We start from the raw sequence: 15615 nt of genomic DNA on the forward strand, positions 1-15615 counted from the left end.
AACCGGCCACACCCACCCGCAGACACCCGAACAGAGCGCCACGGCGGTTCGTCCCCGAGCCGTCGGGGCGCACCCGTACCAACCGCCAGCCCCTCCCCGGAAAGTTCCCAAGGAGCAGTACCCCTATGCCCAGCTATGACTACGTGATCGTCGGAGGTGGGACGGCCGGCTCGGTGATCGCCTCCCGGCTCGCCGAGGACCCGGACGTCACCGTCGCCCTGATCGAAGGCGGCCCCTCGGACGTCGACCGGCCCGAGGTGCTCACCCTCCGTAAGTGGCTGGGCCTGCTGGGCGGTGAGCTCGACTACGAGTACACGACCACCGAACAGCCCCGCGGGAACTCGCACATCCTGCACAGCCGCGCCAAGGTGCTCGGCGGCTGCTCGTCGCACAACACCCTCATCTCCTTCAAGCCGCTGCCCTCGGACTGGGACGAGTGGGAGGCGGCCGGGGCCACCGGCTGGGGCGCCGAGGCCATGGAGCCCTACTACGGCAAGCTGCGCAACAACGTCGTCCGCGTCGCCAAGAAGGACCAGAACGCGATCGCGCAGGACTGGATCGACGCGGCCAAGGAAGCCCTCGACGTCCCCGAGGTGGTCGGCTTCAACGACCAGCCCTTCGAGGAGGGCGTCGGCTTCTTCGACCTGTCCTACCACCCGGAGAACAACAAGCGCTCCTCCGCCTCGGTCGCCTACCTGCACCCGCACATGGAGGCCGGCGACCGCCCCAACCTGCACATCCTGCTGGAGACCTGGGCCTTCAAGCTGGAGCTGGGCGGCGAGGACGGCAAGACCGTCACCGGTGTGCACGTACGCGGCAAGGACGGCACCGAGCAGCTGCTGACCGCGGGCCGTGAGGTGCTGGTGTGCGCCGGCGCCGTCGACACGCCGCGGCTGCTGATGCACTCCGGCATCGGCCCGAAGGAGGACCTGGAGGCGCTGGGCATCCCCGTCGTCCACGACCTGCCGGGCGTCGGCGAGAACCTCATCGACCACCCCGAGTCGGTGATCGTGTGGGAGACCAACGGGCCGATCCCCGACAACTCCGCGATGGACTCCGACGCGGGCCTGTTCGTCAAGCGGGACCCGGACCACAAGGGCCCCGACCTGATGTTCCACTTCTACCAGATCCCCTTCACCGACAACCCCGAGCGACTGGGGTACGAACGCCCCGAGCACGGCGTGTCGATGACGCCCAACATCCCCAAGTCCCGCAGCCGCGGTCGGGTCTACCTGACCTCAGCCGACCCCGAGGTCAAGCCGGCGCTGGACTTCAAGTACTTCGAGACCGACGAGAACGGCTTCGACTACGACGGCCAGACCCTGGTGGACGGCATCAAGCTCGCCCGCAAGGTCGCCCAGGCCGAACCGTTCGCCAAGTGGCTCAAGCGGGAGGTCTTCCCCGGTCCCGAGGTGACGGACGACGAGGAGATCAGCGAGCTGGTGCGCAAGGCCGCGCACACCGTCTACCACCCGGCGGGCACCTGCCGGATGGGCGCCGAGGACGACGCGCTCGCCGTCGTCGACCCGCGGCTGCGCGTGCGCGGCCTGTCGGGCATCCGCATCGCGGACGCCTCCGTCTTCCCGACCATGCCCGCCGTCAACCCGATGATCGGCGTGCTGATGCTCGGTGAGAAGGCGGTCGATCTCATCCGACCCACTGTGTCCGACAACCGAGCTACTACGGCACCGGGAGGTGTTGCGTGATGTCCGAGGCCGCTGAAACCACCGCCACCGCCGAGAACGAGGACGCGCAGACGAACGTGAAGGCGAACGACAACGACACCCGGACCGGTCCCGTCTTCTCGGTCCGCAACCTGTGGAAGGTCTTCGGGCCCAAGGCGGACCGGGTACCGGGCGACCCGGAGCACGCCGCGCTCTCGCAGACCGAGCTGCGCGAGAAGACGGGCTGCACCGCCGCTGTCCGCGACGTCTCCTTCGACGTGCACAAGGGTGAGGTCTTCGTCGTCATGGGCCTGTCGGGCTCCGGCAAGTCCACCCTGGTGCGCTGCCTGACCCGGCTGATCGAACCCACAGCGGGCACGCTGGAGTTCAACGGCGAGGACGTCATCTCCATGGGCAAGGACGCCCTGCGCGAGCTGCGCCGGCACCGCGCCTCCATGGTGTTCCAGAACTTTGGCCTGCTGCCGCACCGCAGCGTGCTGGACAACGTGGCCTACGGCCTGGAGATCCAGGGCATGGCCAAGGCCGTACGCCGCGAGCGCGCCGCCGAGATGGTGGCCAAGGTCGGCCTGGAGGGCCTGGGCGAGCGCCGTCCCGGGCAGCTGTCCGGCGGCCAGCAGCAGCGCGTCGGCCTCGCCCGCGCGCTCGCCGTCGACCCGCAGGTCCTGCTCTTCGACGAGCCGTTCAGCGCGCTGGACCCGCTGATCCGCCGCGACATGCAGGAGGAGGTCATCCGGCTGCACCGCGAGGAGGGCCGCACGATGATCTTCATCACCCACGACCTGTCCGAGGCGCTGCGCCTCGGCGACCGCATCGCGCTGATGCGGGACGGCGAGATCGTCCAGCTGGGCACCCCCGAGGAGATCGTCGCCAACCCGGCCGACGACTACGTACGCGACTTCGTCCGCGACGTCCCGCGCGAGCAGGTCATCTCGGTGCGCCGCGCCATGCGCCCGGCGGACGCCGCCGAGGCCGCGACGGGCACCGAGATCACCCCGGAGACGCTCGTCTCGGACGCGATCGCGACCGTCGCGCGCACCGGCGAGCACTGCCGTGTCGTCGAGGACGGCCACGTGCGCGGCGTCGTCGACCACGCGAGCCTGCTGACCGTCGTGGCCGGTCTCGACAAGGACTCCGCCGGCGAGGACGGCATGGAACGGGAGGTGGCCGCCGTATGAGCACGGCAAGCTGTAGGAGCACCACACGCCACGGCGCCGCGCAGGCGGCTCATACCGGCGGGGGGCTGATATGAGTTCCCCGACCCTCACCAAGGACGAGACCACACAGTCCTCGCCGCCGAGCAGCGGCTCGTCCGGGCCCCGGACCACACCTGAAGCACCCTCGGCGCTCGCCCGCTTCGCGGCGAACCCCAAGGCCCTCGCGCTGGTCGTCGCCGCACTCGTGGTGATCGTCAGCGGGCTGGTCTCCGGTGACGGCACCTGGCCGCACTCGCTGACCGCCGATGTGAAGTCGCCGCTGAACGACCTGGACAACTGGCTGGTCGACAACCGCGACACGCACTGGATCTTCCTGTACTTCCTGCTGCACCTCAGCAACACCGCGCAGGTCTGCTACGACACGCTGCTCAGCCTGCTGGAGTCGATGAGCTACGTCGGCGTCATCGTCGTCGGCACCCTGATCGCCTGGGCCGCCGGCGGGGCCGACCTGTCCCGGCGCGCGCTGCGTACCGGCGGCACGGCACTCGCGGTCTTCGTGGTGTGCGGTGTGCTGGACGTGTGGGAGCCGACGATGGAGACGCTGGCGCTGATGATCGTCGCCGTCGTCTTCTCCGCGCTCCTGGGCGGCCTGCTGGGTCTGGCCTCCGGGCTCTCGGACCGCTGCGAGAAGATCCTGCGGCCCGTCTTCGACACCATGCAGGTGATGCCGGCGTTCGCCTACCTGCTGCCGCTCATCCTGATGTTCGACATCGGCGTACCCTCCGCGCTCATCGCGACGGTGATCTACGCGGCCCCGCCGATGGCCCGCCTCACCTCGCTCGGCCTGCGCCAGGCCGACCCGACCGCGCTGGAGGCCGCCACCTCGCTGGGCGCCGACGCCCGGCAGCGGCTGCTGACGGCACGGCTGCCGCTGGCCCGCAAGCAGATGATGCTGGGCCTCAACCAGACGATCATGATGTGTCTGTCCATGGTCGTGCTGGCCTCCCTCATCGGCGCCGGCGGCCTGGGCTCCGAGGTCTACGAGGCGCTCGGTGCCCTGAAGATCGGCGATGCGCTGGTCGCGGGCATCGCCGTGGTCCTGCTGGCCGTGCTGCTGGACCGTACGACGGCCGCTGCCGGTGAGCGGCTCGACGACGTCGCCACCTCGGGCATCTCGCGCACCGTGGAGCGGCTGCGGCTGGCCGTCTGGGGCGGCATCGTCGTGCTGATCGGCGTCTTCGCGGCCGTCGGCACCGCCATCGCCGGGAACGAGTGGCCCGAGGGCTGGGTCGTCGACTTCTCCAACTCCGTGGACACCGCCGTCGACTGGTTCACCGACCACCTCGGCTCCGGCATCCCCGTCCTCGGCGGCACCATCACCTGGGCCCAGGGCTTCACCGAGTACGTCCTCAACCCGCTGCGAGACGGCCTGCTGGCCACCCCCTGGTGGGGGCTGGCGCTGCTCGTCGCCGTCATCGGATGGATTGTCGGCACCTGGCGCGCCGCGCTGACCGGTGTGATCTGCCTGGCGCTGATCGGCTGGATGCGGCTGTGGGACGTCGCCATGGACACCCTCTCGCAGGTGCTCGCGGGCCTCTTCCTGACGATCATCGTCGGCGTGCTGGTCGGCATCCTCTGCGCCCGGGTGCAGCGGGTGGACCGCATCATGCGGCCGGTGCTGGACACCATGCAGACGATGCCGCAGTTCGTCTACCTGATCCCCGTGATCGCGCTGGTCGGCCAGAACCGCACCGGCGGCATCCTCGCCGCGGTCATCTACGCGGCTCCGGCGGTCATCCGCATCACCGCGCAGGGGCTGCGCACCGTCGACCCGGCGGCGATGGAGGCATCCACCTCCCTCGGTGCCACCGGCAAGCAGCAGCTGTTCGGTGTCCAGCTCCCGCTGGCGCGCAAGTCCATGCTGGTCGCGCTCAACCAGGGCGTCGTCCTGGTGCTGTCCATGGTCGTCATCGCAGGACTCATCGGCGGCGGCGCGCTCGGCTACATGGTGGTGCAGGGCCTCTCGAAGGGTGACCTCTCGCAGGGCTTCCCTGCCGGTATCGCCATCGTCTGCCTCGGCATCATGCTCGACCGCCTCTCCCAGCCGGTCGGAAAGCGCGTCCGCGACTGAGGCTTTCCCCCAGAAAGAACCCCGCCCCCGACGGATCTTCCCCGTCCGTCCCCCTTGAGAAAGAGAAATTCGCATGAGAATGAAGCGCATAGGCACCATCGGCGTCGCCGGCGCCGGCATCCTGGGCGTCCTCGCCCTCACCGGCTGCGCCGCCGATACCAAGGCGAGCGGCGGCGGCGACGACAAGGTCGTCCTGGCCGAGCCGTCCTGGGTCGGCGCGACCGCCAACGCGGCTGTTGTCAAGAAGCTCCTCGAGGACGAACTCGACGTGAAGGTCGAGGCCAAGCAGATGGACGAGCCCGTCGCCTTCGACGCGCTCAACAGCGGCAAGGCCGACGCCATTCTCGAGGACTGGCACGGCGTTCCGAAGAAGGAGAAGCTGTACGTCGAGAAGAAGAAGACCGTCGTTTCCGGCGGCGACCTCGGCGTGGTCGGCCACATCGGCTGGTTCGTGCCGAAGTACTGGGCCGACAAGCACCCGGACGCCGTCAAGGACTTCAAGAAGCTCAACAAGTACTACAAGGACTTCAGGACCTCCGAGAGCGGCAAGCTGGGCCACTTCATCGGCGCAGCGCCGTCGTACTCGCAGCACGACAAGGAGCTCATCAAGAACTTCGACATGAAGTTCAAGCACATCCCGTCCGGCGCCGAGGCGGCCCAGCTCAAGGAGCTGAAGCGGCTGTACGACGCCAAGAAGCCGTTCCTCACCTACTGGTGGGAGCCGCAGTGGATGAACGAGAAGATCGACATGGTCGAGGTGAAGCTGCCCAAGCACACCCCCGGCTGTGAGGTGCCCGCGTCCAAGGCGAAGTGCGGTTACGAGACCAACCAGCTCGAGAAGTTCTTGAACGCGGACTTCGCGAAGAGCAACAGCAAGGCCGCGCAGTTCATCAAGAACTTCCACTGGAGCACCGAGGACCAGAACGAGGTCGCCGGAATGATCGCCGGGGAGAAGATGGACCCGGAGGACGCCGCCGCCAAGTGGATCAAGGAGAACAAGTCCAAGTGGGAGAAGTGGATTCCCAAGAAGTAAGGCTCCGCCTCTCTGCGAGGCTCAGCTTCTCTCCGAGGCCCAGCCCCGCTACGAGGCCCAGCTTCTCTCCTTGAGGCAGCCCCACCGATACGCCCCCGCCCCCGTGACGCCCACCGTCACGGGGGCGGGGGCGTACTGGGGCAGAATGACCGGTGTGAGTCAGCGCCCTTCGTCCGCCCCGGCCCCTGTGGGCCGCGGGCGGCACCGGGCGTCGCGGGGCGGGCGGCGAAGACCCCTGCTGCCGCTGCTGCTGGTCACCGGCTGCGCCGCGATCCTCGTCGCCGTCGCGCTCACCGGCACCGATCTGGCAACGGACAGCACCGACGACCCACGGATACCCGGCGGCGGTACGACCACCCTGCTGCGGTCCGTGCTGCTGGCGGCGCTGTGCGTGCAACTGGGCGAGCTGGCCGGGCGGCGGCTGGCCCGCGATGTCGCCCGCACCCTCCCCGGCACCCAGCTGCCCGGCACCCAACTCCCCGGCACCGCGGCCGACGGCCCCCGGCAGCCCCCGGAATGGGCCGCGGGCGCGGCCCTCGCCGGGATGCTCGCCGCGCTGGGCCTCGCCTCCATGGCCGCCGCCGGGGACGGCCGACTGGCCGCGGGGCTCCCCGAACTGAGCGAGATCTACGCCACCCGTGACGGACTGCTGGCCTTCAGCGAGGCCAACGGCTTCCTGCTGGCGGCCCTGAGCGTCTTCCTCGGCCGGCCGGTGTGGGCGGCAGCGCCGCTGTCCGCGGTCCTCGCCGCCGAAGCCGTACGGGCCCACCCGGAGTCCGGGACCCCGGCCGTCGGCGTCTCCCTCACTCTCGTCCACCTCACCTGCACGGTGCTGTGGGCCGGGGGGCTCATCCAGGTGCTGCGCACCATGCGTGCCTGGCACGGCGAACCGGGCGCGGCCCGCGCCCTGCTTGCGGCCTACGCCCGCCGCGCCTTCTGGCTGTTCGCCGCCCTGTGCCTGACGGGCACCCTCAGCACCCTGCGGAAGCTGCCGTCACCCGGCGCGCTCACTTCTTCCGCGTGGGGCCGCACGCTGCTGGTGAAGCTGGCGGTGGTGGCAGCGGTCGCGGCGTGCGCCGTCGCGGCCCGGCGGGTCCTGATGCGCGACCGCGCCCGCACGACCTACGCGCATGTGCTGCGGCCCACCGCCTGGGAACTGGCCGCACTGGGCGGGGTGCTGGCGCTGTCGGCCCTGCTGACGGTGGCACCGGCGCCGCGACCGTAGGGCCGGCACCCCCGCAGCCCGCGAACAGCAGACAGCGGCCCCCTCACCGGTGCAGCTCGGCCGCCATCTCCCGTACGCCCTTGTACGCGTGCTCCGCGAGCCCGCCCCCGAAGGTGACCCGCGCGCAGCCGGCCGCCGCCAGCTCGGCGACGGAGGGCCCGCCGTCGGCGAACCGGGCCAGCCCGTTGACCGGCACCGGCAGCTCGCGGGCCAGCACGGCGAGGTCGTTGAGGGGTGCGCCGATCGGATACACGCCGTCAGCTCCCGCGGCGACATACGCGCGGCCCCGCGCCAGCGCCTCCTCCAGCGGCTTCTCGCTGCCCCGCAGATGGACATCGACGCGGGCGTTGAGGAACGGACCGTCCGGGCCGTCCCCCAGCGCCTCGCGCACGGCCGCCAGGAACTCGGCCTGTTCCCCGGCCGCCACCAGCTCGCCGTCCACCGAGTCCTCCAGGTTGCATCCGACGGCCCCGGCGTCCCGCAGCCGCTCGGCGATCTCGGACGGCGGGAGCCCGTATCCGCGTTCGATGTCGGCGCTCACCGGGATTCCGACCGCCCTGACGATCCGGGCGACGGCGGCGAACATCTCGTCGGCGGGGCACTCGCCGTCGGCGTATCCGAGTGAAGCGGCCACGCCCGCGCTGGGTGTGGCCAGCGCGGTGAACCCCGCCTGGGCGAAGGCGCGCGCGGCGGCCGGGTCCCAGGCGCCCGGCAGCACCAGCGCCTCGCCCGGCTTCCTGTTGTGGTGCAGCTCCCGGAGCCGGGCGGCGGCAGCGGTGCCGGTCATCCCGCGGAGCCGCGCGCGCCGTCGAGCATGCTCTGCGGCACCCCCCGCACCGTGACGCTGAAGCGGTTCCAGGCGTTGATCGCCACTATCTGCCCGATCAGCGCGGCCAGCTCGCGCTCGTCGAAGTGCTTGGCGGCCCGCTCGTAGACTTCGTCGGGCACGTAGCCGTCCGTCAGTTCGGTGACGGCCTCGGTCAGCGCCAGCGCGGCCCGCTCCCGCTCGGTGAACAGGTCGCCGACCTCCTCCCAGGCCGCCAGCAGATCCAGCCGCTGCTGCGTCTCGCCCTTCTTGCGGGCGTCGGTGAGGTGCATGTCCAGGCAGTAGGCGCAGCGGTTGATCTGCGAGGCCCGGATCTTGACCAGTTCAGCGATCACGGAGTCGAATTCTTCGGCGGAAGCGGCCTGCTGGAAGCCTCGCATCCCCTTCATCATGCTGGGGGCGACCTTCCAGAGGTCCATACGCGGTGTCGTCGTCATGCCTCTGAGCCTATGCCGGAGTGGGCCATCGGTATGGTCCACTTTCATGGCAGATTCGTGGGCCAATTCGACCTCGTCCGGACAGCACGGTTCGGCCCCGTCCGGGCGGCAGCGGCACCGCCAGGCGCGCCGGAGCGGCAGCGACCTCCACCTCGACCTGCCACCGTCCGCAGGCCCCCGGCCCCGCGCGGCGCTGCTGGCCGCACTGCGCGAGGCCGTCCGCACCGGGCGCCTCGCCCCGGGGACCCGCCTGCCCTCGTCCCGTACCCTCGCCGCCGACCTGGGTCTGGCCCGCAACACCGTGGCGGGCGCGTACGCCGAACTCGTCGCGGAGGGCTGGCTGACGGCGCGGCAGGGCTCCGGCACCCGGGTCGCGGACCGCGCCGAACCGGCACCCCCGCGCCGCCCGCGCCCCCGGGGCGGCACCGAGCAGCCCTCCCGGCTCTCGCTCAGCCGCCACCTGCGCCAGCAGCACCGCCCCGCCCACGATCTGCGCACCGGTGCGCCCGATGTCTCCGCCTTCCCCCGCTCGGCGTGGCTGACCTCGGCCCGTCGCGCGCTCACCGCAGCACCCGCTCACGCCTTCTCGCACGGTGACCTGCGCGGGGCCGTCGAGCTGCGGCGGGCACTGGCCGCCTATCTGGCCCGGGTGCGCGGCGTGCGCGCCGACCCGGAGCGCATCGTCGTCTGCGCGGGCTTCGCTCAGGGCGTCGCGCTGCTGGCGAGGGTGGTCGCCGGGGACGTCGCCGTGGAGGAGTACGGCCTGCCCTTCCACCGCGAGCTGCTGGAGACGACACCGGACCGCACCCGCCCCCTTCCGGTGGACGCACACGGCGCCCGTACGCACCTCCTGGACACCGACCCGCACTTCGGCGGCGTACGCGCGGTGCTGCTCACCCCAGCACACCAGTACCCCCTCGGCGTCCCGCTGCACCCCGACCGCAGGGCGGCCGTCGTCGACTGGGCGGGACGCACCGGCGGCCTGGTCGTGGAGGACGACTACGACGGCGAGTTCCGCTACGACCGTCAGCCCGTGGGCGCGCTCCAAGGGCTCGACCCCGAGCGCGTCGTCTACCTCGGCACCGCCAGCAAGGCGCTGGCCCCCGCACTCCGGGTGGCCTGGATGGTGCTGCCCGAACACCTGGTGGAGCCGGTCCTGGCGGCCAAGACGCCCGCCGAATGGACCACCGGCGCCCTCGACCAGCTCACCCTCGCGGACTTCCTGGAGTGCGGTGCCTACGACCGCCACGTACGGACCATGCGGCAGCGGTACCGGCGCCGCCGTGACCGGCTGGTCGAGCATCTGGCGGCGCACGTCCCCGAAGCCCGCGCAACCGGCATCGCCGCCGGTCTGCACGCCGTCCTCCGCCTCCCACCCGGCGTCACCGAGCTCGCGGCCCTCCGCGCCCTCGACCGCGCCGGCACGGCGCTCGACGCCCTCACGGCCTTCCGTCACCCCGCCGCACCCGGCGACCCGCCACCCCCCTCCCTGGTCGTCGGTTACGGAACCCCACCCGAACACGCCTACACAGCCGCCCTGGACGCCCTGTGCGGAACGCTGGCGCGCAGCCGTCACTCGTGACGGGGCCTGACGGCGCCGATCCGGAAACCGGCCGCGAGCCGGGCATACGCCGTCCCTTTGCACAGATGGCCAACTAGGGGGAGAGTTCCATGAATTTGCCGCGATGCGGTGGCTGATACCTCACTTGCGGGGTATTCGATGCAGATTCTCAAGGAATTCACGGGTGTCGACCACCGCCCCGCCAGGCACCCGGCCAGCCACCCCGACAGGAAGTCGCAAAAGCCCCCTCAAATTCCCTCGATGCCGACCACAAATCCAAGTTGCCCATGTACTGTTCAACTTCGACGCGCGGCGAACAGCGGCGTCTCGCGTTTCAAACGGGAGGAAGAGAAATTGAAGGTCAGGAAACTGATTGGGGTCGTGGTCGGAGCACTGGCGATGACGGCCATGGCGTCCGCGCCGGCATCCGCCGATGAGGCGGTCACCGGCGGCAACGTGGAAATGGTGATTTTCGGCAGCGGCTACCACGTCAGCTCGGTCACGATCCACGGGGTCCCCGAACCCCAGGGCCCGGCCCAGTACCAGTTCACTTACTACGCCACGACCTCGCCGACCAAGACGCACACAATGATTTGCGGCGGCAGCAGCACCGGGAACAGTTGCAGCCACAAATTCAGCATCAACGCCACATACGCGGGCGGTGCTGGAATCCGAAGCTGCGGCTCGATCAAGCGTGTCGACAACCAGCAGATCCTCGGAACCGCCTGCAAGAAGTGGTGATCGGCAACGGCCCGCAGGGCTGAGGCCAACGCGCAACTGAGTCCAACCCGACGGCGGATCCGCCCCGTTGGGCGACTCGACGACGCGATGAAGCCCCTGGCAGCAGGCGTCACGACCAAGCCCCACCGCCACCTGCCAGGAGCTTCTCGCGTTCGCCTCCACCCCGGCGTCACCGAGGCCGCAGCGCTGCGCACCCTCTGCGGGGCGCTGGCGCGCCGCCCTCAGGTATCGGTGGCTGCCCCACCTGGATCGGTCTCGTAGGAGAGGGTGAGCCGGGGCGGCAGGCACCATTCGCCGTAGAGGATCATGCCGTCCTCGTCGCTCCAGCGGTGCGCGCCTGCGAGAGTCGGCGCGCCTGGCGGGATGCCGAGGTGTCCGGCTTCGCGTCGGTCGGTCTCACGGGCGTGCATGTCGTCGCGCGCGTAGGTGGGGTTCCGCCCGGTGGCTTGAAGGACTTTCGGCAGCAGCCCGTGCACTTTGCCGGGCGCTGTGCTGAGCAAGTCCGGTACCAGCGCCGCGAAGTGGGCGGGAAACCAGTCGACGGCCAGCATCAGCCGGGCCTTGCCGCGCCCGACGACGTACTCCCGCCGGACGACCTGATCACCGTGGTCGAGGTCGAAGATCTCTCCCACATACAGCGGGGGCACAATCAGTTCCGCCGCTGTGACGACGACCGACTCATGGCCCGTCAGCACGCTCCCGGTCCTGCGTGCCAGCCCCGCGCGTTCGGTGGGCGTCAGGCTGACCGGTGCCTCGTCTGCGACGAATGTGCCGCGAGGCGACGTCCGTACGACGCCTTCGACCACCAACTGTCCCAGTGCGCGTTGCGCGGTCGCCCCTGCGCAGCGGTAGGACGCCGCCAACTCCTTGACGGTCGGCACCTTGTCCCCGGGCTCCAGCTCTCCGCTCAGGATTCGGTCCCGCAACTCCGCCGCGATGTCCATGAAGCGCTGCTCTGCCATACGACGCACGCTAACCGGTGTGCTAGTTCACTGGAAGCACCCAACGGCGAACCAGTACACCCCTGATGGGTGACAACTGGCGGATTGGCTTGCGAGTGACCTAGGACGGCTGGACAGTGAACTAGTACACCGCATCTGGCCAAGGAGCGCTGATGAGCCCCGAGAAGGAACCCCTCTTCCAGGAAGACCTCCGGCTGTTGCCGTGGACGTCCGACACGGGCAAGCCCTGCTATCTGGCACCCGGCGCCGACGACGGGATGATCTCCGCGTTGGCCGACGCGGCCGAGGACCGGCAGATCGGCGAGGCCGCACGGGTGCTGAGGGAGTGCGAGGCCGTCCTGGCGCAACCAGCCGCAGGCGCCCTCGCCTTGCGGCTGGCCTTGACGGCGGCGGCTCGCGCTCTCCGCGACGTGGCGCGCGTCGCGCACAGCCGGGGGTTGCGGCTCGGGGCCTGTGGTGAGGAGTAGCCGGCCCTCCGGAACGATCGCGGTGCCCCCTCACGACCCCGATCGGCACCCCACTGCGCCGCCTCCCGTGAAGCACGCACTCGGCGTGCGGGGTCGGCGAGCGCAGCAGGGGCCGACCCGCTACTTCGTCAGAACCGCCCGCAACTGCTCCAGGCCCCAGTCCAGGTCTTCCTTGGAGATGGACAGGGGTGGGGCGAGGCGGATGGTGGAGCCGTGGGTGTCCTTGACCAGGACGCCCTTGGCCAGGAGCTGTTCGGAGATCTGGCGGCCGGTGCCGTGGGAGGGGTCGATGTCGACGCCGGCCCACAGGCCGCGGCCCCGGACCTCGCGGACGGCCGAGCCGGGCAGCAGCCGCAGTTCGCGGTGGAGGTGTTCGCCCAGTTCCCTGGCGCGCTCCTGGTACTCACCGGTGCGCAGCATGGCGAGGACTTCCAGGGCGACCGCGCAGGCCAGTGGGTTGCCGCCGAAGGTGGAGCCGTGTTCGCCGGGGCGGTAGACGCCCAGCACCTCGTGGGTGGAGACGACTGCGGAGACCGGCACCACGCCGCCGCCGAGCGCCTTGCCGAGGACGTACATGTCGGGGACGACGCCCTCGTGCTCGCAGGCGAAGGTGGCGCCCGTGCGGCCGAGCCCCGACTGGATCTCGTCGGCGACGAACAGCACCTGGTGCGCGCGGGTCAGCTCGCGGACGCCCGCGAGGTAGCCGGGCGGCGGGACCAGTACGCCGGCCTCGCCCTGGATGGGTTCCAGGAGCACGGCGACGGTGTGCTCGTCGACGGCCGCCTCCAGCGCCGCGAGGTCGCCGTAGGGGACGATTTCGAAGCCGGGCGTGTACGGTCCGTAGTCGGCTCGGGCCTCCTCGTCCGTGGAGAAGCTGATGATCGTCGTCGTACGGCCGTGGAAGTTGTTGTCCGCGACGACGATCTTGGCCCGGCCCTCGGGGACGCCCTTGACCTTGTAGCCCCACTTGCGTGCCGTCTTGACGGCCGTCTCCACCGCCTCGGCGCCGGTGTTCATCGGCAGCACCATCTCCATGCCGCACAGGTCGGCCAGCTGCGCGGCGAAGTCGGCGAAGCGGTCGTGGTGGAAGGCGCGGGAGGTGAGAGTGACCCGGTCGAGCTGGGCCTTGGCCGCCTCGATGAGCCGCGGATTGCGGTGGCCGAAGTTCAGGGCCGAGTAACCGGCCAGCATGTCGAGAAAGCGGCGCCCCTCGACATCGGTCACCCACGCGCCGTCCGCTGTGGCGATGACGACGGGGAGCGGGTGGTAGTTGTGCGCGCTGTGAGCTTCCGCTGTGGCGATGCTCTGGGCGCTCGAAGCACCCGTGGCGCTGGAGGGGCTTGAGAGGGTGGACATCGTCGTCTCCGTTCCTCTGTGCATACCGGCGTGCCTGCCCGGTGGGGCCGCACCTTTCTATCCTCTGTCGACCAGGGGCGTCTGCTCCGGCGCCCGGCGTATTTCCCTGCGCCCCTCGCCCGGCCCATGTGCTCCCACCGGCCGGGCCCCGTGCCCCAGCTCACCCGAAACCGGGGCGCAGGCGGGTCCGGACACCTGAGAGAATGGCCGCATGGCCAATGATCGTCCTCGTGTGCTCTCCGGAATCCAGCCCACCGCCGGTTCGTTCCACCTCGGCAACTACCTCGGCGCCGTACGCCAGTGGGTGGCGCTCCAGGAGACACACGACGCGTACTACATGGTCGTCGACCTGCACGCCATGACGATCCCGAAGGACCCGGCCGACCTGCGCAACAACTCGCGGATGGCCGCAGCGCAGCTGCTGGCCGCCGGGCTGGACCCGGAGCGCTGCACGCTCTTCCTGCAGAGCCATGTGCCCGAGCACACCCAGCTGAGCTGGATCGTGGAGTGCCTCACCGGCTTCGGCGAGGCCGCGCGGATGACCCAGTTCAAGGACAAGTCCGCCAAGCAGGGCACCGACCACACCAGCGTCGGGCTGTTCACCTACCCCGCGCTGATGGTCGCCGACATCCTGGTCTACCAGGCGCACCAGGTCCCGGTGGGAGAGGACCAGCGCCAGCACCTGGAGCTGACCCGCACCATCGCGGAGCGGTTCAACGGGCGCTACGGCGCCACCTTCCCCGTCCCGGAGGCGTACATCCTCAAGGAGACGGCGAAGATCTACGACCTGCAGGACCCGGCGGTCAAGATGAGCAAGTCCGCCTCCACCCCCAAGGGCATCATCGAGCTGCTGGACGAGCCGAAGACCACCGCCAAGAAGATCAAGAGCGCGGTCACCGACACCGACACCGTCATCCGGTTCGACCGGGACAAGAAGCCCGGTATCAGCAACCTGCTGACGATCTACTCGACACTCACCGGCGCCGGAATCCAGGAACTGGAAGATAAGTACGCGGGCAAGGGCTACGGTGCGCTGAAGACGGATCTCGCTGAGATCGTCACGGACTGGGTGACGCCTTATCGTGACCGGACGCAGGAGTTCATGGGCGACCCGGCGACGCTGGACAAGATCCTGACCGACGGCGCCGAGAAGGCCAGGGCCGTGGCGAGCGAGACACTGCGGACCGTGTACGACAAGGTGGGCCTTGTGCCCGGCAGGCGGTGAAGGGAGAACCTATGGGCGCGGGAGCGACCGTCACCCTCGGCGTATCGCTCGCCGTCCCGGAGCCGTACGGCACACTGCTCCAGGCGCGGCGGGCCTCCTTCGGCGACGCTGCGGCCCACAGCATCCCCACCCACATCACCCTGCTGCCGCCCACCGAGGTGGCGGCCGCCGCGCGGCCGGCCGTCGAGGCGCACCTGGCGGGCGTGGCCATGTCCGGCCGCGCCTTCCCGGTGCGGCTGTCGGGTACGGGCACGTTCCGGCCGCTGTCCCCGGTGGTCTTCGTACAGGTCGTGGAGGGCGCCACGGCCTGCTCCCGGCTCCAGGAGCGCGTCCGCGACCCGGAGGGCCCGCTCGACCGCGAGCTGCACTTCCCGTACCACCCGCATGTGACGGTCGCGCACGGAATCCCTGAGCCGGCCCTGGACCGCGCCTACCAGGAGCTGTCCGAGTTCGAGTGCGCGTGGACCGCCACCGGCTTCGCCCTCTACGAGCAGGGCAGCGACCAGGTGTGGCGGCTCGAGCGGGAGTTCCCCTTCGCGCAGCACCCGAGCCCGAGCCCGAGCCCCGGCCATCCGCAGGGTGGCCCCGCGCTCGACGGCCCGCCGTCCCTGGAGATCCCGGCCCCGGCCGCGCCCTGCCGCCCGCCGCACCAGCGCCGTTCGTCCCTGCGGCCGCCCGCCGCCACGCTCTGACGGCCGCCCGTCGCCACGCTCTGAGGGCTGTCCGTCGCCACGCTCCAGCGCCGCGCCCGCGGCAGTCGGCGGGGGCCGTCGGCAGGCGGTAACGTCCAGCAACGGCTGAAGATCGCTGGG

The 15615-nt window shown here is 70.6% G+C and carries 14 protein-coding genes; 10 read left to right on the forward strand and 4 right to left on the reverse strand.

The genetic code is table 11. The features are described from left to right. The first annotated feature begins 125 nt into the window (after positions 1-125). The 5 genes from JW592_RS15075 to JW592_RS33375 all read left to right on the forward strand — a co-directional run bounded on the left by JW592_RS15075 (position 126) and on the right by JW592_RS33375 (position 7228). Complete coding sequence (locus JW592_RS15075) at positions 126-1706, forward strand: GMC family oxidoreductase (protein ID WP_209265576.1); 1581 nt, start codon at positions 126-128, stop codon at positions 1704-1706. Beyond that, on the forward strand, positions 1706-2860 hold the full coding sequence (locus JW592_RS15080; RefSeq protein WP_209265577.1) for a quaternary amine ABC transporter ATP-binding protein: 1155 nt from the start codon (positions 1706-1708) through the stop codon (positions 2858-2860). The genes JW592_RS15075 and JW592_RS15080 overlap by 1 nt, the downstream gene beginning before the upstream one ends. A 70-nt stretch (positions 2861-2930) precedes the next feature. Then, positions 2931-4970, forward strand: a complete 2040-nt coding sequence (locus JW592_RS15085) for an ABC transporter permease (RefSeq protein WP_209265578.1) — start codon at positions 2931-2933, stop codon at positions 4968-4970. A gap of 73 nt (positions 4971-5043) precedes the next feature. Next, positions 5044-6003, forward strand: a complete 960-nt coding sequence (locus tag JW592_RS15090; protein ID WP_209265579.1) for a glycine betaine ABC transporter substrate-binding protein — start codon at positions 5044-5046, stop codon at positions 6001-6003. 154 nt (positions 6004-6157) lie between these two features. Beyond that, positions 6158-7228 (forward strand): CopD family protein, encoded by a 1071-nt coding sequence (locus tag JW592_RS33375; protein WP_209265580.1) that lies wholly within the window; start codon positions 6158-6160, stop codon positions 7226-7228. A 43-nt stretch (positions 7229-7271) separates the two neighbouring features. Here the strand turns inward: JW592_RS33375 and JW592_RS15100 are convergent, their stop codons facing one another. Both JW592_RS15100 and JW592_RS15105 read right to left on the reverse strand, forming a co-directional pair. Beyond that, positions 7272-8015, reverse strand: coding sequence for an isocitrate lyase/PEP mutase family protein (locus tag JW592_RS15100; RefSeq protein WP_209265581.1), 744 nt, complete (start codon positions 8013-8015; stop codon positions 7272-7274). Further along, positions 8012-8491 carry a carboxymuconolactone decarboxylase family protein gene (locus JW592_RS15105; RefSeq protein ID WP_209265582.1) on the reverse strand — a complete coding sequence of 160 codons (480 nt, stop codon included), beginning with the start codon at positions 8489-8491 and terminating at the stop codon, positions 8012-8014. The genes JW592_RS15100 and JW592_RS15105 overlap by 4 nt, the downstream gene beginning before the upstream one ends. 46 nt (positions 8492-8537) lie before the next feature. Here JW592_RS15105 and pdxR point away from each other — a divergent pair, with 46 nt between their 5' ends. Both pdxR and JW592_RS15115 read left to right on the forward strand, forming a co-directional pair. Continuing rightward, on the forward strand, positions 8538-10073 hold the full coding sequence (pdxR, locus tag JW592_RS15110; RefSeq protein WP_209265583.1) for a MocR-like pyridoxine biosynthesis transcription factor PdxR: 1536 nt from the start codon (positions 8538-8540) through the stop codon (positions 10071-10073). A 138-nt stretch (positions 10074-10211) separates the two neighbouring features. Continuing rightward, positions 10212-10793, forward strand: coding sequence for a hypothetical protein (locus JW592_RS15115; RefSeq protein WP_209265584.1), 582 nt, complete (start codon positions 10212-10214; stop codon positions 10791-10793). Between the two features lie 221 nt (positions 10794-11014). Here JW592_RS15115 and JW592_RS15120 read toward each other — a convergent pair whose 3' ends face one another. Next, positions 11015-11755 carry a GntR family transcriptional regulator gene (locus JW592_RS15120; RefSeq protein ID WP_229376056.1) on the reverse strand — a complete coding sequence of 247 codons (741 nt, stop codon included), beginning with the start codon at positions 11753-11755 and terminating at the stop codon, positions 11015-11017. Positions 11756-11907: 152 nt separating this feature from the next. On the opposite strand from JW592_RS15120, the gene JW592_RS15125 reads away from it, so the two are divergent. Then, complete coding sequence (locus tag JW592_RS15125) at positions 11908-12222, forward strand: hypothetical protein (protein ID WP_209265585.1); 315 nt, start codon at positions 11908-11910, stop codon at positions 12220-12222. Between the two features lie 120 nt (positions 12223-12342). Here JW592_RS15125 and rocD read toward each other — a convergent pair whose 3' ends face one another. Then, a complete protein-coding gene (gene rocD / locus JW592_RS15130) occupies positions 12343-13578 on the reverse strand; it encodes an ornithine--oxo-acid transaminase (protein ID WP_209265586.1) in 1236 nt (411 codons plus the stop codon). A 211-nt stretch (positions 13579-13789) separates the two neighbouring features. Here rocD and trpS point away from each other — a divergent pair, with 211 nt between their 5' ends. Together trpS and JW592_RS15140 are read left to right on the forward strand one after the other, a co-directional pair. Beyond that, a complete protein-coding gene (trpS, locus tag JW592_RS15135; protein WP_209265587.1) occupies positions 13790-14803 on the forward strand; it encodes a tryptophan--tRNA ligase in 1014 nt (337 codons plus the stop codon). Between the two features lie 11 nt (positions 14804-14814). Next, the gene (locus tag JW592_RS15140) at positions 14815-15495 is read left to right on the forward strand and encodes a 2'-5' RNA ligase family protein (RefSeq protein ID WP_209265588.1); all 681 of its coding nucleotides are present in this window, start codon (positions 14815-14817) and stop codon (positions 15493-15495) included. Positions 15496-15615: the final 120 nt, after the last annotated feature.

It is taken from the genome of Streptomyces spirodelae (assembly GCF_017676385.1).
GTDB lineage: Bacteria > Actinomycetota > Actinomycetes > Streptomycetales > Streptomycetaceae > Streptomyces > Streptomyces spirodelae.